This window comes from uncultured Porphyromonas sp. (assembly GCF_915070105.1).
In the GTDB taxonomy this organism is placed as follows: domain Bacteria; phylum Bacteroidota; class Bacteroidia; order Bacteroidales; family Porphyromonadaceae; genus Porphyromonas.
Map to the genome: position 1 here is coordinate 1 of NZ_CAJZFJ010000031.1, position 24,304 is coordinate 24,304.

19 protein-coding genes are annotated in these 24,304 nt (G+C 54.1%); 11 read left to right on the forward strand and 8 right to left on the reverse strand.

The window, feature by feature from the left end; all coding sequences use genetic code 11:
- The 11 genes from QZ554_RS04545 to QZ554_RS04595 all read left to right on the forward strand — a co-directional run.
- Positions 1–403 (forward strand): hypothetical protein (locus QZ554_RS04545; RefSeq protein ID WP_297194685.1); only part of this gene is annotated, 403 nt, incomplete at its 5' end.
- Between the two features lie 618 nt (positions 404–1,021).
- Positions 1,022–2,785 (forward strand): aspartate--tRNA ligase, encoded by a 1,764-nt coding sequence (aspS, locus tag QZ554_RS04550; RefSeq protein ID WP_297194686.1) that lies wholly within the window; start codon positions 1,022–1,024, stop codon positions 2,783–2,785.
- A 30-nt stretch (positions 2,786–2,815) separates the two neighbouring features.
- Positions 2,816–3,364 carry a hypothetical protein gene (locus QZ554_RS04555; RefSeq protein ID WP_297194687.1) on the forward strand — a complete coding sequence of 183 codons (549 nt, stop codon included), beginning with the start codon at positions 2,816–2,818 and terminating at the stop codon, positions 3,362–3,364.
- Entirely contained in the window at positions 3,345–4,274 is a 930-nt protein-coding gene (gene miaA / locus QZ554_RS04560; RefSeq protein WP_297194688.1) for a tRNA (adenosine(37)-N6)-dimethylallyltransferase MiaA, read from the forward strand. The genes QZ554_RS04555 and miaA overlap by 20 nt, the downstream gene beginning before the upstream one ends.
- A 314-nt stretch (positions 4,275–4,588) precedes the next feature.
- Positions 4,589–6,451 (forward strand): 2-oxoacid:acceptor oxidoreductase subunit alpha, encoded by a 1,863-nt coding sequence (locus QZ554_RS04565; protein WP_297194689.1) that lies wholly within the window; start codon positions 4,589–4,591, stop codon positions 6,449–6,451.
- A 5-nt stretch (positions 6,452–6,456) separates the two neighbouring features.
- The gene (locus QZ554_RS04570; RefSeq protein WP_297194690.1) at positions 6,457–7,503 is read left to right on the forward strand and encodes a 2-oxoacid:ferredoxin oxidoreductase subunit beta; all 1,047 of its coding nucleotides are present in this window, start codon (positions 6,457–6,459) and stop codon (positions 7,501–7,503) included.
- 236 nt (positions 7,504–7,739) lie between these two features.
- Positions 7,740–8,966 (forward strand): L-serine ammonia-lyase, iron-sulfur-dependent, subunit alpha, encoded by a 1,227-nt coding sequence (locus QZ554_RS04575; protein ID WP_297194691.1) that lies wholly within the window; start codon positions 7,740–7,742, stop codon positions 8,964–8,966.
- A gap of 36 nt (positions 8,967–9,002) precedes the next feature.
- Positions 9,003–9,605 carry a DUF4294 domain-containing protein gene (locus QZ554_RS04580; RefSeq protein WP_297194692.1) on the forward strand — a complete coding sequence of 201 codons (603 nt, stop codon included), beginning with the start codon at positions 9,003–9,005 and terminating at the stop codon, positions 9,603–9,605.
- 69 nt (positions 9,606–9,674) lie between these two features.
- Positions 9,675–11,780: a GDSL-type esterase/lipase family protein gene (locus QZ554_RS04585; RefSeq protein ID WP_297194693.1), complete on the forward strand. Its 2,106-nt coding sequence runs from the start codon at positions 9,675–9,677 to the stop codon at positions 11,778–11,780.
- 11 nt (positions 11,781–11,791) lie between these two features.
- The gene (locus tag QZ554_RS04590) at positions 11,792–12,487 is read left to right on the forward strand and encodes a hypothetical protein (RefSeq protein ID WP_297194694.1); all 696 of its coding nucleotides are present in this window, start codon (positions 11,792–11,794) and stop codon (positions 12,485–12,487) included.
- Positions 12,488–12,527: 40 nt separating this feature from the next.
- Positions 12,528–14,069 (forward strand): YifB family Mg chelatase-like AAA ATPase, encoded by a 1,542-nt coding sequence (locus tag QZ554_RS04595; protein WP_297194695.1) that lies wholly within the window; start codon positions 12,528–12,530, stop codon positions 14,067–14,069.
- A gap of 138 nt (positions 14,070–14,207) precedes the next feature.
- Here the strand turns inward: QZ554_RS04595 and QZ554_RS04600 are convergent, their stop codons facing one another.
- From QZ554_RS04600 to QZ554_RS04635, 8 genes are all read right to left on the reverse strand, one after another.
- On the reverse strand, positions 14,208–15,335 hold the full coding sequence (locus QZ554_RS04600) for an acyltransferase family protein (RefSeq protein ID WP_297194696.1): 1,128 nt from the start codon (positions 15,333–15,335) through the stop codon (positions 14,208–14,210).
- A gap of 1,125 nt (positions 15,336–16,460) precedes the next feature.
- Positions 16,461–17,312, reverse strand: a complete 852-nt coding sequence (locus QZ554_RS04605; protein ID WP_297194697.1) for a helix-turn-helix transcriptional regulator — start codon at positions 17,310–17,312, stop codon at positions 16,461–16,463.
- 34 nt (positions 17,313–17,346) lie between these two features.
- Positions 17,347–18,840 carry a transglycosylase SLT domain-containing protein gene (locus tag QZ554_RS04610; protein WP_297194698.1) on the reverse strand — a complete coding sequence of 498 codons (1,494 nt, stop codon included), beginning with the start codon at positions 18,838–18,840 and terminating at the stop codon, positions 17,347–17,349.
- 24 nt (positions 18,841–18,864) lie between these two features.
- On the reverse strand, positions 18,865–20,298 hold the full coding sequence (gene rlmD, locus QZ554_RS04615; RefSeq protein WP_297194699.1) for a 23S rRNA (uracil(1939)-C(5))-methyltransferase RlmD: 1,434 nt from the start codon (positions 20,296–20,298) through the stop codon (positions 18,865–18,867).
- 91 nt (positions 20,299–20,389) lie between these two features.
- A complete protein-coding gene (glmM, locus tag QZ554_RS04620) occupies positions 20,390–21,784 on the reverse strand; it encodes a phosphoglucosamine mutase (RefSeq protein WP_297194700.1) in 1,395 nt (464 codons plus the stop codon).
- A gap of 34 nt (positions 21,785–21,818) precedes the next feature.
- Positions 21,819–22,442 carry a DUF4827 family protein gene (locus QZ554_RS04625; protein ID WP_297194701.1) on the reverse strand — a complete coding sequence of 208 codons (624 nt, stop codon included), beginning with the start codon at positions 22,440–22,442 and terminating at the stop codon, positions 21,819–21,821.
- On the reverse strand, positions 22,442–23,503 hold the full coding sequence (locus QZ554_RS04630; protein WP_297194702.1) for a bifunctional oligoribonuclease/PAP phosphatase NrnA: 1,062 nt from the start codon (positions 23,501–23,503) through the stop codon (positions 22,442–22,444). Before QZ554_RS04630 ends, QZ554_RS04625 begins: the two co-directional genes overlap by 1 nt.
- Positions 23,504–23,550: 47 nt before the next feature.
- The coding region (locus QZ554_RS04635; RefSeq protein ID WP_297194703.1) for an ATP-binding cassette domain-containing protein at positions 23,551–24,304 on the reverse strand (754 nt) is incomplete at its 5' end.

The following is a 24,304-nucleotide window of genomic DNA, read 5'->3' on the forward strand; positions in this document are numbered from 1 at the left end:
TGATTCGATCTCTGTAACGACCTCATTCCTTCGTGGAGGACGCACAGGATGGTTCAGAAGCGCGCTCTCGGGACAAGGGCCAGGGCAGTATCCTCTCGTTCCAGCACCCGAGCCAGAGTTCCGTGAGCTGCTCTATGTGGCGATGACCCGAGCTAAGCTGGAGCGAGATTGGGGGCTGAAGGAAGTCGTCGCTGGAGGTGGAATATTTTGGTCTTCTGGTAGGAAGCACCAGTTTGTTGTCTCTCATGAGGAGGATCGGCCTATCCTCATTGATGTGACAGAGCGAGTGATCTATAAATTTAGGGAGTGTGGATATGATACGCCTCTCTATATGCTCCTCAAGCAATACTATCCTCTTCTTGACCCAAGGAAAGAGCAAGAAGATGAACCTCTGGTGGAGTGAAAGGCTTGAGGACTGGGCTATTCCTTTTCGCGATGCTCAGTGCCGAGGCTCAGATCACGATGAGCCTGCGGGTCAGCTGGTACACAGAGGTGAACCCGCTGGATACGCTGAAGTGACCGATCGCAGTGCCTCCCTGCTCTGAGTGAGCGTAGAGTACATCTACAGCCTACTGGCCTTCCGCCTTATCCGAGGGCAGTATCCCATTGCTATCCCAGACTAGGGGGCTAAGGATACGACTATGGACAATGACGGTATAGGATGGAGGGTGATCCGAATGAGGGGCACTCCGAAATCAGCCCCCAAGCTCTATGAGGGCTTCCAGCTCTATCGAGGAGGGGTACGTGGTGACTCCATCTGGATAACGATGTAGTGAATAGAGGTGTAATGATATGACCTCATGTATCTATGTCGTGTCGTCGTGTACTGGTATAGGTAGCCTAGGGTATGAGGTCTACTTCCGCTAAGCCTTTTTGTCCGTAGTGCTATACTTATGGGAGGAATGTATAGGTAGCGGAGGAACACTGAAAACTTTGTATTTTTGTGGTAGAAACATTATTACTACAAAGGGCGAAGTGACAGCTCAAAGGAGCCTCGTCCATCCAAGGAGAAGAAAAAGATATGTATCGTACTACTACCTGTGGCGCACTGCGCCTCAGCAACGTCGGGGAGCAGGTGACGCTCGCTGGTTGGGTTCAGAAGGCACGTCGTATGGGGGGGATGACCTTCATCGACCTAAGAGATAGATATGGGATCACACAGCTCGTCTTCAATGAGGCTGTCGTCGGCGAAGGACTTGTCGCTGAGGCCGAGAAGCTCGGGCGTGAGTATGTGATCCAGGTCGTGGGCATAGTCTCTGAGCGTGAGAATAAGAACCCTAAGCTCCCGACTGGGGATATTGAGATCGCCGTTAGCTCCCTTCGTATTCTCAACCCTTCGGAGGTACCTCCCTTCACGATCGAGGATGATACCGATGGTGGGGATGACCTCAGGATGAAGTATCGATACCTAGACCTACGTCGTAGCTGTGTGAGGTCCAACCTCGAGCTACGTCACCGCTTTGCCCTAGCAGTACGTCGCTACCTCGATGCCGAAGGCTTCCTAGAGGTAGAGACCCCAGTCCTCATCAAGTCCACCCCCGAGGGTGCTCGTGACTTCGTCGTCCCCTCACGTATGAACCCCAACCAGTTCTACGCCCTACCACAGTCTCCTCAGACCTTCAAGCAGCTCCTCATGGTCAGTGGCTTCGATCGCTACTTCCAGATCGTGAAGTGCTTCCGTGATGAAGACCTACGTGCTGACCGCCAGCCTGAGTTCACACAGATCGACTGTGAGATGAGCTTCGTGGAGCAGGAGGATGTGCTCTCTATCTTTGAGGGTATGACGCAGTACCTCTTCAAGGAACTACTCGATTTGGATATCCCTATGCCCTTCCCTCGTATGAGCTGGCATGAGGCGATGAAGCGCTACGGCTCTGATAAGCCCGATACTCGCTTCGGTATGGAGTTCGTAGAGGTGAAGGATGTCCTACAGGGGCATGGCTTCTCGGTCTTTGATAACGCAGCCTACATCGGGGCAATCGTTGCACCAGGTGCAGCTAGCTATACCCGCAAGCAGCTGGATGCGCTCACGGACTTCGTGAAGCGTCCTCAGGTAGGCGCCTCTGGCATGGTCTATGCTCGTGTAGAGGCTGATGGTACCGTCAAGAGTAGTGTCGATAAGTTCTATACGCAGGAGACGCTCCAGAGCCTAGCCACAGAGACTGGTGCCAAGGCTGGTGACCTCATCCTCATCCTCTCGGGTGGTGATGCGATGAAGGTAAGGAAGCAGCTCTCGGAGCTCCGACTAGAGATGGGCTCACAGTTGGGACTACGAGATAAGAAGAAGTTCTCCTGCCTCTGGGTGGTAGACTTCCCGCTCTTCGAGTGGGACGAGGAGACACAGCGCTTCTATGCGATGCATCACCCCTTCACCTCGCCCAAGCCCGAGGATATTCCCCTACTGGATAGCGATCCAGGCGCAGTACGTGCCAATGCGTATGATATGGTCATCAACGGCGTAGAGGTCGGTGGTGGATCGATCCGTATCCACGACAGCAAGCTCCAGGCACGTATGTTTGACCTCCTTGGCTTTACGCCAGAGAAGGCTCAGGAGCAGTTCGGATTCCTAATGAATGCCTTCAAGTATGGTGCTCCTCCCCACGGGGGCTTGGCTTATGGTCTCGACCGCTTCGTCTCGCTCTTTGCTGGGCTGGATAGCATCCGAGACTGCATCGCCTTCCCCAAGAATAATGCAGGACGTGACGTGATGATCGATGCTCCTTCGCTTATTGATCAGGAGCAGCTCGATGAGCTCCATCTGCGTCTCACCCCTGCTACGAAGTAATTACTCACCCCTTAGTATACCGATTGCCGAATGATCTATCGTCTATTAATGCTCTCTGATGAGAACGACTATTTCAAGCGAGAGCTACAGATCGACTCCGAAGCCACGTTCCTCGAGCTGAATGATTTCATCCTCGATGCGGTAGGCTATGCCCATGATGAGCTGACTACCTTCCACATCTGCGACGAAGCTTGGCAGAAGGAGCAGGAGGTCACGATGATGGATATGGGGATGGGCTCCGAGTACGACAGCTATCTGATGGAGAGTACCGCCCTCGAGGAGCTACTTGATCACAAGGGGCAGCACCTCTTCTTCGTCTTCGATATGCTCTCCGAGCGAGGTTTCTTCATCGAGCTCGTAGAGATGATCCCTGGGAAGAGCTTGGATAAGCCGGTTATCACGCATGCGGAGGGGAAGGCTCCTCAGCAGCTTGCCTCTATAGATGTGGCCGCCTCTCGCTCTGTCGCTCCAGCCTCGGGTGAGGTGTGGGATGAGGACAGCCTCGAGGAGGACTCCATAGATGAGGATGATATCGACCTTGAGGGCTTCGATATAGCCGATGCAGAGAGCCTCTACTAGAGACCAGCGTCCTACGCTCGTAGTGCTCCTAGGTCCTACGGGTGTAGGGAAGACTGCCCTAGGGGTGCAGCTCGCTAGCCAGCTAGGCTGTAGCATCCTCTCGGCAGACTCCCGACAGATCTATTGTGAGCTACCTATAGGCACAGCAGCCCCGACTCCAGAGGAGCGGGCTGCTGTGCCTCATTACTTCGTGGGGACGCATAGTGTCACCGAGGGCTATAGTGCGGCCAGCTACGAGGCTGATGTGCTGAGTCTACTAGAGAGACTCTTTGCAGACCACGCAATCCAGCTCCTCTCGGGAGGCTCTATGATGTACATAGATGCTGTATGCCGAGGTATCGATGAGATACCCGATGTGGATCCTACCATTCGGGCAGAGGTCTGGAATCGCTATGAGACGGAGGGGCTAGCCCCTATTCTCTCCGAGCTGGAGCACCTTGACCCTAGGTACTATGCTACAGTAGATCACCAGAACTACAAGCGTGTCCTACATGGTTACGAGGTATGCCTCTCCTCGGGACGACCATTCTCCTCCTTCCATACGGGGCTAGCGAAATCTCGCCCTTTCGATATCATCAAGATTGGCTTAACCCGAGAGCGCGAGGAACTCTATACTCGCATCGATGAGCGGGTACTTCAGATGATGTCGTTAGGGCTGGAGGCCGAGGCTAGAGCGGTCTATCCCCATCGTCGCCTCAATGCACTCAATACGGTAGGCTATAAGGAACTATTTGCCTATTTCGATGGCACAGTCTCCCTTGACGAAGCTATTCGCCTCATCCAGCGCAACAGCCGCCACTATGCCCGCAAGCAGCTCACTTGGTGGAAGCGGGATCCCGAGGTGCACTGGTATCACCCTGAAGACACAGAGGGGATACAAGCCCTTTTGTCAGATGCTAGAGGGTCGTAAATACGTAAGGTAGGGAAGTCTACGGATATTACTATACAGAAATGCATAAGATATGTAAAAATGGAGTTCCTGGGGGTGTACCTATTGGTTACTTTGGGGTAAAAGGAGGGAGGCACCTATGAATTATGATAGGAAACGGAAATAATTTGCTTAGGTGTAGTTAATTCCTTAGCTTTGTCTTGCATATTAGAAGATGCAACAGAATGTCGGCGTAGGACGGCCTTGACTACAAGTAACGGTGCTATCACAACCATACTCTCACAGCAGTGCTAAGGCTCGTGCCGCAATGACACACATCAGATATATAAAGAACTATGGACGAACAGAAAGCGGTCAAAACGCTCAAAGACATCGTCATTCGATTCTCTGGAGACTCGGGTGATGGGATGCAATTGACGGGGACGATCTTCTCTGACCTTTCCGCCATGACGGGGAACACCATTTCCACGTTCCCTGACTTCCCAGCTGAAATTCGTGCACCTCAGGGTACCCTGAGTGGGGTATCTGGCTATCAGGTGCAGATAGGCTCTCGTGCTGTACGTACCCCTGGGGAACGTGCAGATATCCTCGTGGCTATGAACCCTGCAGCACTCAAGGTGAGTGTAGGGCATCTGAAGAAGGACTCAATCATCATCATTGATACCGACTCCTTCACTACAAATGACCTACGCAAGGCTGAGTACACTACCGATGAGCCCTTCGAGGAACTCGGGCTGAAGACTCAGCAGATCATCCCTGCTCCGATTTCCACGATCGTGAAGGAAGGTCTAAAGGACTTCGGGCTGGATGCCAAGTCGGCTCTTCGCTGTAAGAACATGTTTGCTCTTGGGCTGATTTGCTGGCTCTGCGATCGTCCACTAGAGCATGCTGAGCACTTCCTCGAACGCAAGTTCGGCAAGAAGCCTCAGCTACGAGATGCTAATATCGCCTCGCTCAACCATGGCTACGACTTCGGGCATAACACCCATGCCTCCGCAAGTATCTTCCGCATCGAGACTCAGAAGCCGATCCCAGGTCGCTATCTCGATATCAATGGGAATAAGGCAACAGCCTATGGTCTGATCGCCGCCTCCGAGCGTGCAGGCCTAGATCTCTTCCTCGGTAGCTACCCCATCACTCCCGCTACGGATATCCTCCATGAGCTCGCTAAGCATAAGGCGCTTGGGGTAAAGACTGTGCAGGCAGAGGATGAGATCGCTGGTATCTGTACAGCTATTGGTGCAGCCTTCGCAGGCGACCTTGCTGTGACCACGACCTCTGGCCCTGGGCTAGCTCTAAAGGGTGAAGCTACAGGTCTAGCTGTGATGGCAGAGATCCCACTAGTGATCATCGACGTACAGCGAGGTGGTCCCTCGACAGGGCTACCTACCAAGAGTGAGCAGACCGACCTCATGCAGGCTCTCTATGGGCGAAATGGTGAGGCCCCTATGCCAGTCGTAGCTGCTACGACCCCTGACACCTGCTTCCTCTATGCCTATTGGGCTGCCAAGATTGCAGTAGAGCACATGACACCTGTCGTCCTACTCACCGACTCCTTCATCGCCAACGGCTCCTCGGCATGGCGTATCCCAGATCTAAAGAGTCTACCTACTATTGAACCTAACTACGTCTCTAAGCTCCCTGAGGGGGTGACGGCTGAGAACTGGAAGCCCTTCTTCCGTGATCAGGAGACCAAGGTACGCTATTGGGCTGTCCCTGGTACTCCAGGCTTCGAGCACCGTCTCGGTGGTCTAGAGAAGAACTACACGACCAGCGCTATCAGCACCGATGCTGCTAACCATGCCCTCATGGTCAAGACACGTCAGGAAAAGGTAGACTATATCGCTAACTGCATACCTCAGCTCGAGGTAGAGGGTGATCAGGATGCAGAGCTCCTTGTCGTCGGATGGGGGGGCACCTATGGTCATCTATATGAGGCTACGCATAGAGTGCGTGAGCGTGGTCATAAGATCGCTCACCTACACTTCAGCTTCATCAATCCTCTACCACTCAATACAGAGGAGCTACTACGTCGCTATAAGAAGGTCGTCGTCGTCGAGCAGAATAGTGGTCAGTTCGCTCGCTACCTGCGTGGGTTCATCTCCGACTTCTACCCACGTCAGTATAATGAAGTCACAGGTCAGCCCTTCGTGCTCTCCCAGCTAGTAGAAGAATTCATTAACCTTATCGAGGAATAACAGCAATGGATACGAATGTTAGTGGCGTTAAGCTAGACGCCAAGAGCTTTAAGAGTGACCAATACGTACGCTGGTGCCCAGGCTGTGGAGACCATGGGGTGCTTGCTACCCTGCAGAAGGCTATGGCTGACCTCGGCATCCCAACAGAGAGGACAGCTGTCATCTCTGGGATTGGCTGTTCATCACGTCTACCCTATTATGTGAATGCCTATGGCTTCCACACCATCCATGGTCGTGCAGCAGCTATTGCCACAGGGCTGAAGACGGCTCGTCCAGACCTCTGTGTGTGGATTGCTACAGGGGACGGAGATAGCCTAGCTATCGGAGGTAATCACTTCATCCATGCTGTCCGACGTAATGTTAATCTGAACTTCATCCTCTTCAATAACCGTATCTACGGACTCACGAAGGGACAGTACTCGCCTACATCGGCACGTGGCTTTGTCTCTAAGAGCTCTCCTTATGGTACAGTAGAGGATCCATTCATCCCAGCAGAGCTCTGCTTCGGTGCACGTGGTCGCTTCTTCGCTCGTTCGCTCGATATCGATATGAAGCTCCTCGGGCAATGTATGCTTGAGTGTGCTAAGCACAAGGGTGCAGCTATCGTCGAGGTACTGGTGAACTGTGTGATCTTCAATGATGGTGTCCACAAGGGGATCGCTCAGCGTGAAGTGCGTGATGACCGCTCTGTGGTACTCCGCCACGGAGAGAAGATGATCTTCGGTAAGGAGAAGAACAAGGGGATTGTCCTCGATGGTCTTCGCCTCAAGGCTGTGACGATCGGAGAAGATGGCTATACCCTCGATGATGTCCTCACGCATGATGCTCACGAGGCAGATCCTACCCTACACACCATGCTTGCTATGATGGGTACGAGTGAAGGTAGTGACCTCCCCGTAGCCTTCGGTGTGATCCGAGATGTAGAGGATATATGCTATGATGAGGCAGTCGCTCAGCAGATCGAGGAGGTAAAGGCTCAGAAGCCTGGCATCCGTTCACTCGAAGACGTCCTCATGAAGGATCCCTACTGGGAAGTCAAGGCAGAGGATTAGCCTGCCATAACCCACCCTTACCCTGCTAAAGGGTATCTAGGAGGCGCATTATAGCCCTGGCTATGATGCGCCTCACTATATGTAGAGCTCTCATATAGAGCTCTTATAGTGATCCTGTGTAGAGCGAAGGTGTGGATAGAGCCCGTATAATAGGGCTTTTTCGTATTTTTGAGTTCAGCAAAATACCCTCAACACTAGCAAATAAAGGTAGGGGGAGAGACGTTTACAAAATAGAGATGGAGACAATAAGACAGATATTTCGGATTGGGCGTGGCCCCAGCAGTAGTCACACAATGGGACCACGGAGGGCGGCTGAGCAGTTTGTTGCCTGTTGCCCTGGAGCCTCTGGCTACGAAGTCACCCTGTATGGTAGTCTAGCTGCTACAGGGAAGGGTCACATGACTGATGTAGCTATTCTAGAGACGCTCACTCCGATAGCTCCTACAGAGATTATTTGGAAGCCTGATATTGTCCTCCCGTTCCATCCTAATGGGATGGAGTTCAAGGCTTATGGTGCCGATGGTAAGGTGCTCGATACCTATACCGTCTATAGCATAGGTGGTGGGACGCTCGCCAACGAAGACTTCAACGAACAGCACTCCGCAGAGATCTACCCCCAGCATAGGATCCTAGATATCATGCACGTCCTGCATGAGCAGGATATGACCTACTGGGAGTATGTGGAGCACTATGAGGGTGAGGGTATCTGGGACTTCCTAGCTGAAATCTGGGAGGTGATGAAGGAGGCGGTCCACTCAGGGCTACAGGCTGAGGGAGTCCTTCCTGGAGGCCTTGGTCTAAGACGTAAGGCTGCAACCTATAAGGTCAAGGCTGAGGGATATGGCTCGGCTAGTATCAAGAATAGAGGCCTTGTCTACGCCTATGCCCTAGCCGTCAGCGAACACAATGCCTCGGGTGGGCGTGTCGTCACTGCACCTACCTGTGGGAGCTGTGGGGTAGTCCCTGCTGTGCTCTACCACCTTAAGACAAGTCGTGACTTCCCCGATCGCAGTATCCTGCGCGCTCTAGCTACTGCAGGGCTCTTTGCCAATGTCGTTCGTACCAATGCCTCTATCTCAGGTGCAGAGGTAGGGTGTCAGGGTGAGATAGGGGTTGCATGTGCTATGGGTGCCGCTGCTGCTAGCCAACTCTTCGGTGGCTCTAATCTCCAGATTGAGTACTCGGCAGAGATGGCGCTAGAGCACCACCTAGGACTGACCTGTGACCCCGTATGTGGGCTGGTGCAGATACCTTGTATTGAGCGTAATGCCTTTGCTGCTGCTCGTGCTCTGGATGCAAATACCTATGGTACGTTTAGCGATGGGCGCCATCGTGTGAGTTTCGACCAAGTTGTAGAGGTGATGCGCAAGACGGGGCATGACCTACCTAGCCTCTATCGTGAGACCTCTACAGGCGGACTAGCTACAGAATATTCTCTGAAGGTCCCTCCTCGCCCTTGGTAGGGACTCTCTCATCCCCTTTCTTATCCGCTCCCGAGTATGTGTTTTAGCTTCTCTCTTCGTCATACGCTCCTGCTCTTGTTCCTCCTCCTCGGAGGAGGAACAGAGCTCCTCGGGCAGGTAGTCTCCCAGACAGAGCATAGTGTGGAGCCTGATACGCTCATAGAGGTGATCCTCCCTGATGTGAATATCTATGCAGGACGGAGTGTACGTCCTATGACACCCGAGGAGCGGAGACAGCTCTGGCGGCTGATTCGGGATGTGAAGATTGCCTATCCCTATGCCAAGTATGTCGCCTCGACGATCATCGAGACCTACGAATACATGGAGACGCTCCCTGAGAAGTCTCGTGAGGCCCATCTCAAGCAGGTGGAGAAGGATCTCAAGCGGGAGATGACGCCCAAGATGAAGAACCTCACCCTGCGTCAGGGTAAGATCCTCATCAAGCTCGTCCATCGCCAATGTGGGATGACAGGCTACGAGCTGGTGAAGACCTTCCTCGGAGGCTTCAAGGCTTGGACGTGGCAGATCTTCGCCCGAGTCACGGGGGCTAATCTCAAGTCCCCCTATGATCCTCTGCATAACCCAGAGGATGCGACGATTGAGCGTATCATCCATCTCCTGCAGCAACGCCTGCTCTAGCCACCAAGCCTTATTCTATACACTCCCGATACTAACTATATAGACCCGATACTATCGAAGTCCCTCCCCATGATAAAGTTCCCTACTCAGCTTCTATCCCTCACCTTACTCCTATTCGCTTCTCTGTCCGTCCATGCTGCACCTCGTCGTACGACCCCGATCCGTGTAGCCTGCATAGGCAATAGCATTACCTATGGCTATCTACTCAAGGATCGTGAGCATGAGGCCTACCCCGTAGTCCTTCAGCAACTCTTGGGCTCTGGCTATCAAGTGGGCAACTTTGGGAAGTCTGGGGCTACGCTTCTTGCCCGTGGTCATCGCCCCTACATCCAGCAAGAGGAGTATCAGAAGGCTCTAGACTATCGAGCTGATATAGCTGTGATCCACCTTGGGGTCAATGATACCGATCCCCGCAACTGGCCTAACTATCGGGATGAGTTTGTCCCCGACTATCACCGCCTCATCGAGGCTCTACGTGAGGCCAACCCCAAGGTACGTATCCTCATCGCACGTACGACACCCATCGGCGTGGAGCATCCACGCTTCGAGTCTGGTACACGAGACTGGCAGGATCAGATACAGAAGGCTATCGAGCAGGTCGCAAAGGGGGCAGATGTACAGCTCATAGACCTACATGCACCACTCTACAGCTACCCTCATTACCTTCCCGATGCTGTTCACCCAACGGCTGCAGGTGCTCGGATTATAGCTCGGGAGGTCTATGCTGCGATCACAGGGGACTATGGCGGGCTTACTCTCCCCGAGATACTCTCCTCCGGCATGGTCTTGCAGCGCCAGAAGCCTCTGGTGCTCGAGGGAAGGGCTAATGCCCTTGAGCATGTCTCCCTAACCTTCGGCGGATCCACTTACACGACTAGGACTGGTCAGGATGGACGCTGGAGCATCATCCTCCCTCCTCTGGAAGCAGGAGGCCCCTACCGCCTTAGCCTAGAGGCTCGGTCACGTAGCTATCAGCTGGACTCAGTCTATGTAGGTGAGGTTTGGCTCTGCTCGGGTCAGTCCAATATGGCTATGATGCTGGGAGAGACTACAGATCGTGATCTGGCTGATAATGCCTATGATCCTGAGCTGCGAATCTTCGATATGAAGCCTGCTCATACGACCGATGCTGTCAGCTGGCCTGTCTCCTTCCTTGACTCACTCAATAGACTAGAATACTATCGCCCCACTCAATGGAGGGGGACGACTCCCGAGATAGCTCGCTCGACCTCAGCCATAGCCTATCAGTTCGCTCGGGAGCTACGGGATAGTCTGCATGTACCAGTAGGGATTATTATCAATGCGGTCGGTGGAGCACCCACCGAGGCTTGGATCGATCGTTATACGCTGGAGCATGAGTTCCCACAGATCCTCCGCCACTGGCGTACGAATGACTTCATTATGCCGTGGGTGCGTGAGCGTGCTGCGCTCAATGTGAAGCTTCAGGATACTCCACTTACTCGTCATCCCTATGCTCCTACCTACCTCTTTGACACGGGGATAAGACCCTTGGCTCGCTTTCCCATCCAGGGGATACTCTGGTACCAAGGGGAGTCTAATGCCCACAATGTCGAGGCACATGCACGTCTCTTCCCCCTACTCGTGACGAGCTGGAGGCAGGTCTTTAGCTTCAATATCCCCTTCTATTACGTACAGCTCTCCTCTATGAATCGCCCTTCCTGGCCACACTTCCGTGAAAGCCAGCGTAGGCTCATGCGCTCTGCCGAAGGGCTTGAGATGGTTGTCTCCTCGGATCATGGTATGCCTAATGATGTACACCCACGAAATAAGCGTCCGATAGCTCACCGCCTGGCACTGCTAGCTCTGCATAATGAATATGGCTATAGCTCCCTAACTCATAGGAGTCCATGGCTAAAGGCATTATATAGGGAGGGCAATAACCTGATCCTACTCTTCGGGGGGACAGACGAACTGAAAACCTCTGATGGTCAGGAGCTGAGGGGCTTTGAGATTATCGGAGAGGATGGCCTCAGCTATCCCCTGCCTCCCATCAAGCTCCGTGATGCTCGTGTCATCATCTCGCTACCCCGCCGGATAAGCTCACAGAAGCTCCAGATACGCTATGCTTGGGAGCCCTATACCGATGCCAATCTCGTCGGACACACAGGGCTACCCGTCTCCACCTTCTCCATCCGCGAAGGTTACTTACCCTAAGTCTCAACGAAATGAAGATGAAGTTCCATTCCCTATTCCTCTCCCTCTTCGTAGCCATCCTTCTCGGCTCTTGTAGCTCACAGCCCAAGGGCTCTCGTCTCGTGATCCAGCTAGACTCACCCTCAGGAGGCGACACTCTAGCCCTAGTGACTTATATAGGACCGGATGTCCAGATCACAGACACGCTGACGAACTTCGATACCCGCCTCGAGCTCTACCTAGATACGGCACGCTTCCGCTCGGTACTTGTCTCTCATGACGAGGGGCGACGTGTACGTCTCTTTGACCTGATAGGTAAGGAATGGCGGGAACAAATCTCTCCAGCCCAGCCCAAGCCACAGCCCTTGACCTCCGCCCCTCTCTTCTCGGGTAAGGATGTCTCGGGAAAGCAGCGTGACCTCTCGGAGCTATATCACAAGCACCCTGTACTGCTGGTCTTTGCTTCCCCTGAGGGCTTGGCTTCGCTGACGAAGCAGGAGCAGCAGACCCTCAAGGCTGGAGCTAAGCCCGATAGCCTCTACTTCGTCTTTATGATGCCGACCCTATCGGATAGTGTAGCACGCTCACAGCTACGTCGGGATAGTCTGGAGGGGATAGCCTTCTCTGATAGTCTTGGGCTGGTGAGCCGTGTCCGACAGCTCTATGGTGTGCAGGGCCAGGCTCAGGTCGTCCACTTCCGCATAGATAGCCTAGGGAAGATCAAGTAGCCCTGCCACCCCAACTATCAGATCCACGAACATACACACTATGCTAATCAAAACATACGCAGCTGCCCTACAGAGTATACAGGCACGGACAGTCACTGTCGAGGTCAGCTGTACACCGGGCTCTTACTTCCAGCTCGTGGGGCTACCCGATGCCGCTATCAAGGAGAGCCAAGATCGTATCATCTCTGCTATCGAGAGCTGTGGCTATAAGTTCCCTGGCAAGCGTATCGTGATCAATATGAGCCCTGCCGATCTGCGCAAGGAAGGGGCTGCCTATGACCTCCCGCTAGCCATCGGGCTCTTGGCTGCTGATGGGCAGATCCCTGCCGACCTGCTAGATCGCTACCTGATCATGGGGGAGCTCTCACTAGATGGGAGCGTACGTGCTATACGAGGGGCATTGCCGATCGCTATACAGGCACGTAGTGAGGGCTTCGAGGGCTTTATCCTCCCTGCGCCCAATGCTCGTGAGGCGGCTGTGGTGAATCAGCTCAAGGTCTATTCTGCTCACTCCCTACGAGAGGTTATCGAGATGCTCTCTGGACAGTCTCTCCTCCCGCAGGTCGAGGTAGACACCCGAGGCGAATTCTACGAAGCTCAGGGGGTAAGTCCCTTTGACTTCGCTGAGGTACGAGGACAGGAGACGGTCAAGCGTGCCCTAGAGGTGGCTGCAGCAGGGGGACATAACCTCCTGATGATCGGCGCTCCAGGCAGTGGCAAGTCTATGATGGCAAAGCGTCTGTCCGGCATCCTCCCTCCCTTCACCCTACGTGAGTCCCTAGAGACAACGAAGGTTTATTCGGTGGCGGGTAAGCTGGGCAAGGATGTGACGCTGCTGACTACTCGCCCCTTCCGTGCTCCACACCATTCTATATCACCTGCAGCCTTGGTCGGTGGAGGAAGTTCTCCACAGCCTGGAGAGATAAGCCTTGCCCATAATGGGGTGCTCTTCCTCGATGAGCTTCCAGAGTTTAACCGCAATGTCCTAGAGGTCATGCGCCAGCCCCTAGAGGAGCGCATGGTCACGGTCGCACGGTCACGCTTCACGGTGGACTACCCTGCGAGCTTTATGCTGATCGCCGCTATGAACCCCTGCCCCTGCGGCTATTACAATCATCCCACTCGTCACTGCGAGTGCTCCCCCCAGCAGGTGCAGCGGTATCTCGGCAAGGTCTCGGGGCCTCTGCTTGATCGTATCGATATACAGGTGGAGATCACCCCAGTGCCCTTCGAGAAGCTCTCGGGACAAGAGGCCACAGAGCGGAGTGCCGATATACGTCGTCGTGTGATGGCGGCTCGAGAGCTACAGAACCAGCGGTTCGCCAGCACACCAGGAGTCTACTGCAATGCCCAGATGACCCCAGCGCAGATGCAGACCTTTGCCCGTCCAGATGCGGAGGGCTTAGCTCGCCTCAAGACAGCTATGGAGCGACTAGATCTATCGGCACGTGCCTACGACCGCATACTCAAGGTAGCCCGCACCATCGCTGACCTCGCAGGAGAGGAGGCTATTCATAAGGAGCATATAGCCGAAGCGATCCATTATCGTAGTCTAGATCGTAGCTCCTGGGGGCAGAAGTAATGCCCCAAACACCCTCTCTATAATACCCTCTCTATAATACCCTCACAATAATAGTCTCAGCCCCTAAGCAAGCACATTCTTGCTTAGGGGCTGAGACTATTATTGTGAGAGGAAAGTCTTCGGTTGCCCTCCCTGTGACTAGAAGGGTAGGGCGATGAGCGATCGGATCTTGTCCAGCAGAGGGAAGACGATCGCTCCCCACAGGATCTTCCGTACCTGGTCTATGAGAATGCTCCCAATGAAGACCACGATGAGGAAGCCTACGAGGTAGACGAGGAACGTCCCTGTAGGATAGAGCCTTAGCTGTCGTACAAAGGCGATGAAATGGTGGATGAGATGCTCATTGCAGTGTATGAGATATACAGCTAGTACGGAGGAGGCTACCCAATTGATCAGGTGGCTCCGTATCTTCAGCCGTGAGAAGGCGATGAAGAGACATACCGCTCCGATGATATTCAGTGGAGAGCTATAGGCTAGTGGGATGATGCTGATCATCTTGTGATTCCCTAGATCGCTCGGGATAGAGGGGAGCAGCAGGTGGAGAGCCGAGGCGACGTATGGAATGAAGGCATTGAGGAGGGAGATGCCTAGATAGATACCTAGGTAGCGACTTGCCTTACCCTTAGAGTAGAAGGTCTCCGGGTACTTCCGTAGGTATTGCCCGATCAGATAGAGCAGGATGAAGGAGAAGAGGGAGTAGCCAGCACCCACCTTGAGATGGTCGATTCCCCAGCCGAAGACACTCTGCATCAGCAATAGGGCTATAATGATCCCTAGCAAATCTTTCTCCCTCGCTTGGGTGACGAAGGCATTGAGAATGGGGGAGAGCAGCATAAGCCCTATATACACGGGGATGAACCATCCTCCGCTTGGATCTAGGGGAGAGAGACAACGGACGAAGTGTCCGACCGAGAAAGCTTCCCAGCCAACCGCCACCAGGACCAAGTAGACTCCCATGATGTAGAAGACTGACTGGAAGAGTAGCCCTGCAAACCGCTCCACTTGTAGCCGTATCCCGAAGTAACCCGAGATGAGCACAAAGGTATTGACCGCTACGACAGCGATTGTCTCCAGCCACGTCCTTAGGAAGGCAGAGAAGGGACTCGCTGCGATCTCCTGCGTGCTGGGAAAACCAAAACTGAGGTGATCAACATGTAGGATGAGGATGAAGATCATAGCCACGATCCTCAGGAGCTCGAAGTTGGACTGTCGCACGCTCCTACTGGGCGGAACTACTAAGTAGAAGTAGTTTTTGTAGTCATTCATTGGGGGAGATAGTTCGTTATGGGAATATCAGTCGCCATGTGGACCTCACAAAGGTACAGCGATATTTTGAACATAAAAGCCCAACCAAGATCCTCTTCCCCCTCCCTCCCCTTCCCCGTTCCCTCCCAGCCTTATGCCCACATTCTCCTCCGCTCCACTACCATCACGATTCGTCACCTCACTATCCCCAGTAGCTCCGTCACCGCCTACACAAATATCCCCCTCTGCACCTTCCTGCTCCTTTCCCCATAGACCACCCTCCTCTCTGTATATAGCCTTCCTCCCAGGCATGAAAGTGTCCCTCCTCAAATAGCCCGTCCTATCTCCCTCCGCTCTCTGCACCAGCTCCAGTATGGATATAGCCCTCCAATTCACTCTCTACTCTTCCTTATCAGTCACCCCGTAGCTCCTCCCCAGTGTGTATGTGGGTTCTCCCCACCGACAGATATGCTTGCTTCATCTTGATGTACATTGTCCCTTATCCTAAAGGCTATAACCACAAAGAGTCCTTCTCTCTTAGTCCTACCTCCTCCCTAGTCTCGCTATCTGTATGATGCGGTAAGGTGATGGGAGGTGCTTCCACCGTTGGGTGAGGCATGGCTTTGAGCTAGCTAGATGATAGGTATAAAGGGCAATCCATCCTTTCTTCTCAAGCATCTATCTCGTCATAACAACCATTCCGAGAGGGTGAGTAATGCACTAGTTATGTCCCCAGGAGAGGACTCGGTATGAACGCCCTCGTCACCTATGTAAGGTGATGGAGGCGAACATACCGAGTCCTCTACATCGCTCTAGTAATGTCCTCTCCCACCTTCTCGCCGTGTTTGAGATCACGTTGATTATCAGGTGAATATATATGGTCTTTTAGCTCCTCTCCATAGTGGCCGATCTATCGCTACTCTGTGGGCTGGATAGGGACGGGGGATCACCCTTCGTAAGTCTGAGCTTGGCATCCTTAGGAGGGTGAGGAGAGCGGAGGTATGTATGGTCTCTGTCCGTGGCGAGGTAGACGCAGCTTAGCCTAGAGCGGGCGATGAGGGATATATACAAACGAGACCAGCACCATCGGGAAGGTAATTTCCCGATGGTGCTGGTCTCGTTAGGGGTGGGATGGCGAGAGCTGAACTAGTTGAAATAGCGAGCTCGGTATTCGGAGGGAGTGCATCCCTCGAGCCTTCGGAAGAACTGAGAGAAGAAGGAGGGGGAGGCAAAGTGCAGTTCGCTGGCGATCTGCTGTATGGAGAGATTAGAGCTCGTTAGGTACATCTTCGCCGTGGTGAGTAAGAGGCTATTGATGCTCTGAACAGCTGTCTCACCCCCATACTCCTTGCATACCGATCCTAGGTAACGTATGGAGATACAGAGCTCACGCGCATAGAACTCGGCAGCGTGCTCCCGATGGAAGTTCTTCAAGAGGAGGTCTAGGAACTCGGCGTAGTAGATCTTGCGCCGAGAGAAGTGTGAGGGGTCGTACTCTACGTCTTCCTCGTAGTGTGCAAAGACCTCGCAGCTAGCAGCCGAGAGGAGGTACTGGAGGATGTCTATGTTGTACTGTGTCCGCTCTCTCTGCGAGACCTCCCCAATGAGCATTAGTATCTGCATGAAGCTCTCGATGCGATTGGAACGGAGTGTGAAGCAGGGATAGAAGAGAATTTTCTTAATGAGCTCAGGGCTGGGAGGCTTTCTGCGGATGGTGGTCTCGAAGTCGTCATCCCACGAGAAGAGGTAGGCCTCGCTCTCAGGTAGCCGATCCAGTATGCGGATGGACTGATTGATGAAGACGAAGCAGGCATCTCGATCCTTTAGCTGGTAGGTCTCTTGGCCGACTTGGAGTGTGAACGAGCCACGGGTGCAGATGAAGAAGCGAGAGTACCTATAGGACTCCATGATGTGGCGGTATCCGGAGAAGTCCCGGAGCTCATCGGTGATGTGCAGGGTCTCGAGGCGCAGATAGTTAGGGAGGCGAGAGGGGGGCATGGTACGATGTGTTTAGGGGGCGGTGGTAGGATGGTTAGTCCTTAGAGCTAGTGTGTTCTAGGTATCCGTTGTAGCGTGCCATGACTTGCTCTACGTAGCGGGCGACACCCTTTCCTCGGAGGTAGCCTGCTCGGCAGACGGGATCGTTGTAGTACTTGGCTTCGCTCTTTAGGCGCAGTGTCTCTTCGATCCCACCAGCCCATTTGGTCGTAGAGTAGCCATACTTCTGGGCTAGCCTGATGGCATCCTGCAGGTGAGCCGGGCCAGCATTGTAGGATGCGAGGACTACTGAGATACGATCGTCTCCCTCGGGGATGGACTTGAACATCTTCTCTATACTTCGGATGCAGTCTACGGCGACTCGTACGGAGACCTTAGGATCGAGGAGCTCCTCCTTGCTGGCACCATAGATCTGTCCCGTACGAGGCATGATGCCCATCAGACCTCGTGCACCTGACCAGCCGATGACGGTGGGTTTGAAGTTGGACTCTTGGTAGGCGATGGAGGCGAGTAGCTGCCATGGCCACCCAAGCCGTGCGGCTTCCTTGCGGAAGATGGTATCGAAGGGCGATATACCCCCCTCGTGGACATAGGTACGTTCGCCTCGCCCGATCTTAGGCCCTTTGGGGATACGTTCAGTGGGGGACTGAGGTTGCTCAGCAGAAGAGGTGTCTTCATTCTTGTTGAGCTCGAAGTACTTGCGGTAGATGGTTTTGAAGGCCTTCTCCTGCGGGATGTTCTTCGCCCATTCATCTAGGGCCTTTGCTAAGCCTTCGTTGTAGGGAGAGGTGAACCAGCGTAGACGCTGTGCGAAGCCTACCTCTACGGAGATGTCGATGTTGGGGTAGTAGGTCTTGGCGAGTCGTGCCAGCTCTTGGTCTGCAATGGTGTAGTCGATCACCCCATCTGCGACTTGGTCGATGAGATCTTCGCTATCGAGGGTGTCGGAGGGAAGAAGCTTGATATTGATCGTACCCCCTAGCTGCTCCTGTAGACGCTGGATGCGCTCCTCGGCACGAGAGCCTGCCAGTAGAGTGACTGTCCGATCAAGGAGTCCCGTCACATCACGCACATATCGAGCGGTATCCTCTCGGTTTAGGACACGGCGCTGTACGAGAGTAAGACCAGAGAGTTCCTCTGGACCCGTGAAGAGGAGTTCCTCCTTGCTGGACTGAGTGACAGCCCTCGGGGTGATACAGAGGTCCATCTGGCGGGTACGTACGAGTCGCTCGGCTTCGTCTAGGTCATGTGCTAGGTAGAGCTTCATAGGACGACGTATCCGCTCAGCGAAGAGACGAACGAGCTCGTACTGGTATCCCATCGGCTCGTCACGGTAGACGAAGAAGGTCGTGGCACCAGAGAGCGTCACCACGCGCAGCGTATCGGGTAGCTTGGTACGTGCGATACGATCAGCCTCGATCGCCTCAGTGTGTCGGCGATGAGTCAGCAGTATGCTCGAGATGAGAGCAAGTAGAAGCCCAGCGACCACAAGTAGGGTCGTTGGGCTAAGTCTCTTAGGTAGTCTCATAGAGTGCAGGGATAGGGTCGAGGACTAGTGCTGCTGGCGGATGAGCTGCACGACATTCTCGATATGGTGTGTATGGGGGAACATATCTACGGCACGAGACTTCGTGACACGATAGTCTCCCGTAGCTGTCAGTAGCTGTAGATCACGAGCCTGCGTAGCGGGATTGCAGCTCACGTAGACGATACGCTGAGGGGCTGCTCTGAGGATCGTGGAGATGACCTCCTCGTGCATCCCTGCCCGTGGAGGGTCTGTGATGATCACATCGGGGTGCCCATGCTGTAGGATGAAGTCTTCGGTCAAGATGTCCTTCATGTCACCAGCGTAGAATAGGGTATTGTCTATGCCATTGACCTCACTATTGATCTTGGCATCGACAATCGCCTCGGGCACATATTCGATACCGATGACAGAGGCGGCCTGGCGAGCGACGAAGTTAGCGATCGTGCCTGTCCCCGTATAGAGGTCATAGACATGCTCCTCTCCCGTGAGCTCGGCGAAGTCACGAGCGACCTTGTACAGCTCGTAGGCCTGCTCGCTATTGGTCTGGTAGAAGGACTTCGGACCTATACGGAAGGTGAGTCCCTCCATCTGCTCCTCGATATAGTCACGACCTGCATAGCAGTGGATCTCCTGATCGGTGATGGTGTCGTTGCACTTGCTGTTGATCACGTAGAGGAGGGAGGTGATCTCGGGGAAGCGTGTCTTGATGGCATCGAGTAGTGCCTCTCGAGCCTCTTGGTCTTCACGGAAGAAGACTACGACGAGCATGATCTCTCCTGTAGAGGTCGTGCGCATCATCAGGGTGCGCATGAAGCCCTCCTGCTTACGTAGGTCGAAGAAGGGGTACTTCTCGGGCTCAGCCTTGCAGTAGTCTCGGATGAAGAGACGGATGTCATCTAATACCTTTGCCCCCAGATGGCACTGGTCTATATCTAGCACCTTGTCAAACATCCCCGGTAGGTGGAAGCCTAGCCCCGTGAGGTCCAGTCCCTCGGTATCGGTCTGCTCCTTGAGTTCGTCGGGGAAGAGCCAGCGACGGTGACTGAAGGTGAACTCCAGCTTGTTGCGGTATCGCTCCGTACGCTTTGATCCGAGGATGGGGAGGTAGCGCTCTACCTCGATCTTGCCGATACGCTTTAGAGCATCCTGCACGACTTGCTCCTTGGCCTCTAGCTGGAGCGAGTAGGGGAGATGCTGCCACTTACACCCACCGCATATAGTGAAGTGGGAGCAGTGAGGGGTGACACGCTGAGCCGAAGGGGTGATGATCTCTGCGATCTTCCCCTCCATGAAACTACTTTTCTTCTTTGTGACCTGTATATTACATACGTCACCAGGCGCAGCGAAGGGGACAAAGAGCACCAACCCATCTACATGGGTGAGCGCCTTGCCCTCGCCTGCTAGTCCCTCGATCGATATCCCTTCTAGTAGGGGTAGTTCCTTCCTCTTTCGTGCCAATGCTTGTTCGTGTAAACCATTTAATAATAAGACGCCCCATAGCCCTTCTGACCTAGAGGTGAGGGGGCTATGGGGCGTATAGAATGTCTTGTTAGCTTAGGTAAGAGCTGATGAGCTGCTTGTACTCGTCTGCTAGAGCGGTGGCTTCCTCGGCAGAGGGAGCCTCGGTGTAGATACGGATGATGGGCTCGGTATTGCTGCGACGTACGTGTACCCAGCGGTCGGAGAAGTCGATCTTCACCCCATCGATGAGGTTGATCTCTCCCTTGCCCTGCTCCTCTCGAGCTAGGCGGTCAAGTAGGCTCTGTGGATCGATGTCAGCCGAGAGCTCTACACGCTGCTTGCTCATGTAGTAGCTAGGATAGGTAGCCCGGAGCTCACTCACGGAGCGACCACTCTTGGCGAGCATGGTGAGGAATAGGGCTATGCCGACTAATGCGTCACGGCCATAGTGGAGCTCGGGATAGATGACACCACCATTACCCTCTCCGCCGATGAGGGCATTGACCTCCTTCATCTTCGTCACGACATTCACTTCGCCTACGGCTGCTGCGTAGTATGAGCCTCCGTGACGTAGAGTGACATCTCGTAGGGCACGTGTGGAGCTGAGGTTCGATACGGTGTTGCCTCCACCATTTAGGCCGAGGAGGTAGTCGGCGATCGATACGAGCGTGTATTCCTCTCCGAAGAATTCACCATGCTCGTCTACGATAGCTAGACGATCGACGTCTGGGTCTACGACGAAGCCTACATCAGCAGATGTCCTACGTACCTCTTCGCAGATAGCAGTGAGGTGCTCGGGTAGGGGCTCGGGATTGTGGGCGAAGTCTCCCGTAGGATCATCAAAGAGCCCATGTACCTGCTCCACGCCAAGAGCCTTGAATAGGGCTGGTAGTGCTACACCCCCAACAGAGTTTACGCTGTCAAAGGCTACACGGAAGCCAGCCTTGCGGATCGCCTCAGCGTCTACGCCTCGTGCACGGAGGACTGCCTGGATGTGCTCCTCTAGGTAGCTCTTCTGCTCGATGACTCGACCAAGCTGATCGACAGGAGCGAAGTCAATATCCATAGTCTCTGCTAGGCGAAGGATCTCCTTGCCCTCAGCGTCACTTAGGAACTCACCTCGGCTGTTCAGGAGCTTCAGAGCATTCCACTGCTTGGGGTTGTGGCTAGCGGTGAGGATGAGACCTCCGTCTGCCTTCTTACCTGCGACGGCCATCTCCGTGGTCGGTGTGGTCGCTAGGTCGATGTCTATGACGTCACAGCCCATCCCGAGGAGGGTGCCGATCACGATGTTCTTGACCATGATCCCTGAGAGGCGGGCATCACGTCCTACGACGATGGTGGGGCGCTCCTTACCTGAGTGCTTTCGTATGAAGGTGGCATAGGCTGCGGTGAACTGAGCCGTACTGATCGGATTGAGTCCCTCCGAAGCAGCTCCACCGATTGTGCCTCGGATGCCAGAGATGGATTTGATGAGTGTCATGTGTGGTGTACTTGTCTATGCGTATGGTGACAGTCTACTGGTAGATGTATCGGGCTTCTTCTACGAAGATCGAGTTCCCCTCGGTGTAGGAGGCAGTAGGGCCTAGCTCGAAGGGGATGATGAGCTGTACACGTGCTCCGCTCCCTAGGAGTGAGGCCGGAAAGGCTACCCCCTCGCAGAGCAAGTGGTCGAGCGAGTCTGAGAAGCCCCCACTACTGATGGCGCGGTAGTGCTCCGAGCCCACATTATAATAGGAGACATAGAGGAACTTTAGTTCGCCGTAGCGGGGATTGTTCAGAGAGTTGAACGTATAGCGTACTCCCTTGCTCTCATTGAATACCTCGCCCTTCATCTGGACGAGTACACGAGTCTTCTCTGCGACAGCCTTCTTCTCCTTGTCTCCAGCGTCGAGTACACGCATATAGAGCCCATTGGAGAGGCGATAGAAGACGCTCTTATCGATCTCCTCAGGTAGGAGCTCATTGTCTCGGTTGATGACCTTTAGGTTCTTAGACGAGATGAGGCGGTCGATGGCTCGGCGCTGCTCCTTCTTGAGCTGGGAGAGGGGCTTGATGTCGCTCTTCTTCTTACAGCTCCCGAATAGTAGTGACAGGATCAGGAGCAGTGCGAGGGTACGATAGTTGAGTATTCTATTCATTATTGGATGTCTGTAGATGCCTGAGGGAGTGACTTGCGTTGTAACTCCTCTAGCTGGCAAAGATAGATATTTTTAGCGTCTTCGATATTTCCTTGGTACTCTGCTCCAGCGGCATTTAGGTGCCCACCTCCGCCGAAGGCTAGAGAGGCAAGTTCGTTTACGGGGAAGTCCCCTGTGGAGCGGAAGGAGAGCTTGATCTGCGTCTTATCCTCTCTGATGAAGCAGGAGCAGTGAATGCCCTCAATCGATAGGGGGATGTTCACCAAGCCCTCGGTATCTCCCTTTGTAGCCCCAAATTGCTGGAGCTCCTCTTGGGTCAGGGTAAGGCAGGCGGCACCGAGCTCAGGATAGAGCTCCATACGCTGATCGAGGACATAGCCCTGTAGGCGGATCTGTGCCTCGGGGTTGTGGTAGGAGAGGCGATCGATGATGAGTGGGTAGTCTGCCCCTAGGGCTAGCAGTGCAGAGGTCGTCTCAAATAGCTCTGGGGAGAGGTGGCTGTACATGAAGCGTCCTGTGTCGGTGATGATCCCCACTAGGAGGAGTGTCGCGGTCTCCGCCGTGATATGCTCTGTCCATCCAAGGGCTTGGGTGAGGAGGTAGACGAGCTCACAGGTCGCCGAGGCATTGGGATAGCTGAAGCATGGGTTACAGCCCTCCTCGGGATCGAGATGATGGTCGATGAGGATACGTTGTGCCCCGCTCTCTCGTACGGCCTCTATGAGTGCTGGGTAACGTAGTCGCCCGACCTCGTTATGATCTAGGTGGAAGATAACCTCCGCCTCTGCGATCAGCTCAAGTGCACGCTCCTCCTCTTCAGGGTAGATAACGAGTTCCTCTAGGGCTGGGAGCCAGCTGAGATAGTTCTCGATCCTATCGGGGCTGATAGCATGTATCTCTGCCTCAGGATGTACGGCACGTAGGATACGCATCCAGCCAAGGATCGACCCCAAGGCATCCCCATCAGGGCTGGTGTGGGGGAGTACGACGATGCGCCTACGCTCGGTGATGAGCTGGCGTAGTCGCTCTATGGCGGAGGGATCCCAGTTGTATTTGCCCATGTGTTCTATGTCTTATGTCTCTTCTGTTTGTGTCTATTCGTGCTTTGCTAACCGGCCTTCTCCTCTAGCTCTAGCTGCCTCAGGACGAGTTCATCGAGTTCCTCTACGATCTGACCTATACGCTGCGAGGTCACTAGGAGCTCTGTATGCTCCAGCGTGCCTGAGCTTAGGGTCGTCTCTAGTGAGGCCTTCTCTTGCTCTAACGCAGCGATGCGCCCCTCTAGTCCCTCTAGCTCTCTCTTCTCTGCATAGGTGAGCTTGGGAGGGCGAGGTGTACTGTGTCGCTTGGGCTCTGTCGTGGGAGTCGATCGGCTGGACTCTAGGCGAGCCTGCTCTTCCTCCTGTGCTGCTTGCCAGGCTCTATATAAGGTATAGTTTCCCGGGAAGTCTCGTACCTTGCCCTCCCCCTCGAAGCAGAGGAGGTGCTCGGTGACCTTATCCATGAAGAAGCGGTCGTGCGAGACGATGAGTACACAGCCAGAGAAGTCTTGTAGGTACTCCTCCAGGGCTTGGAGGGTCAGGATGTCTAGGTCGTTGGTAGGCTCGTCGAGCACGAGGAAGTTCGGGGCACTGACGAGTACGGTACATAGGTATAGCCTGCGTAGCTCTCCTCCGCTGAGCTTCTCTACGGGTGTGTATTGGCGCTCTACGGGGAAGAGAAAGCGGGTGAGGAGCTGTGTGGCAGAGATGTGCTCGGTATTAGCTCCTGCAGGTAGGGTGAAGGAGTCTGCTATATCCTGCACGATGTCGATGACACGCTTCTCTGGGGCAAAGGCCGGTTGCTCCTGACTATAGTAGCCG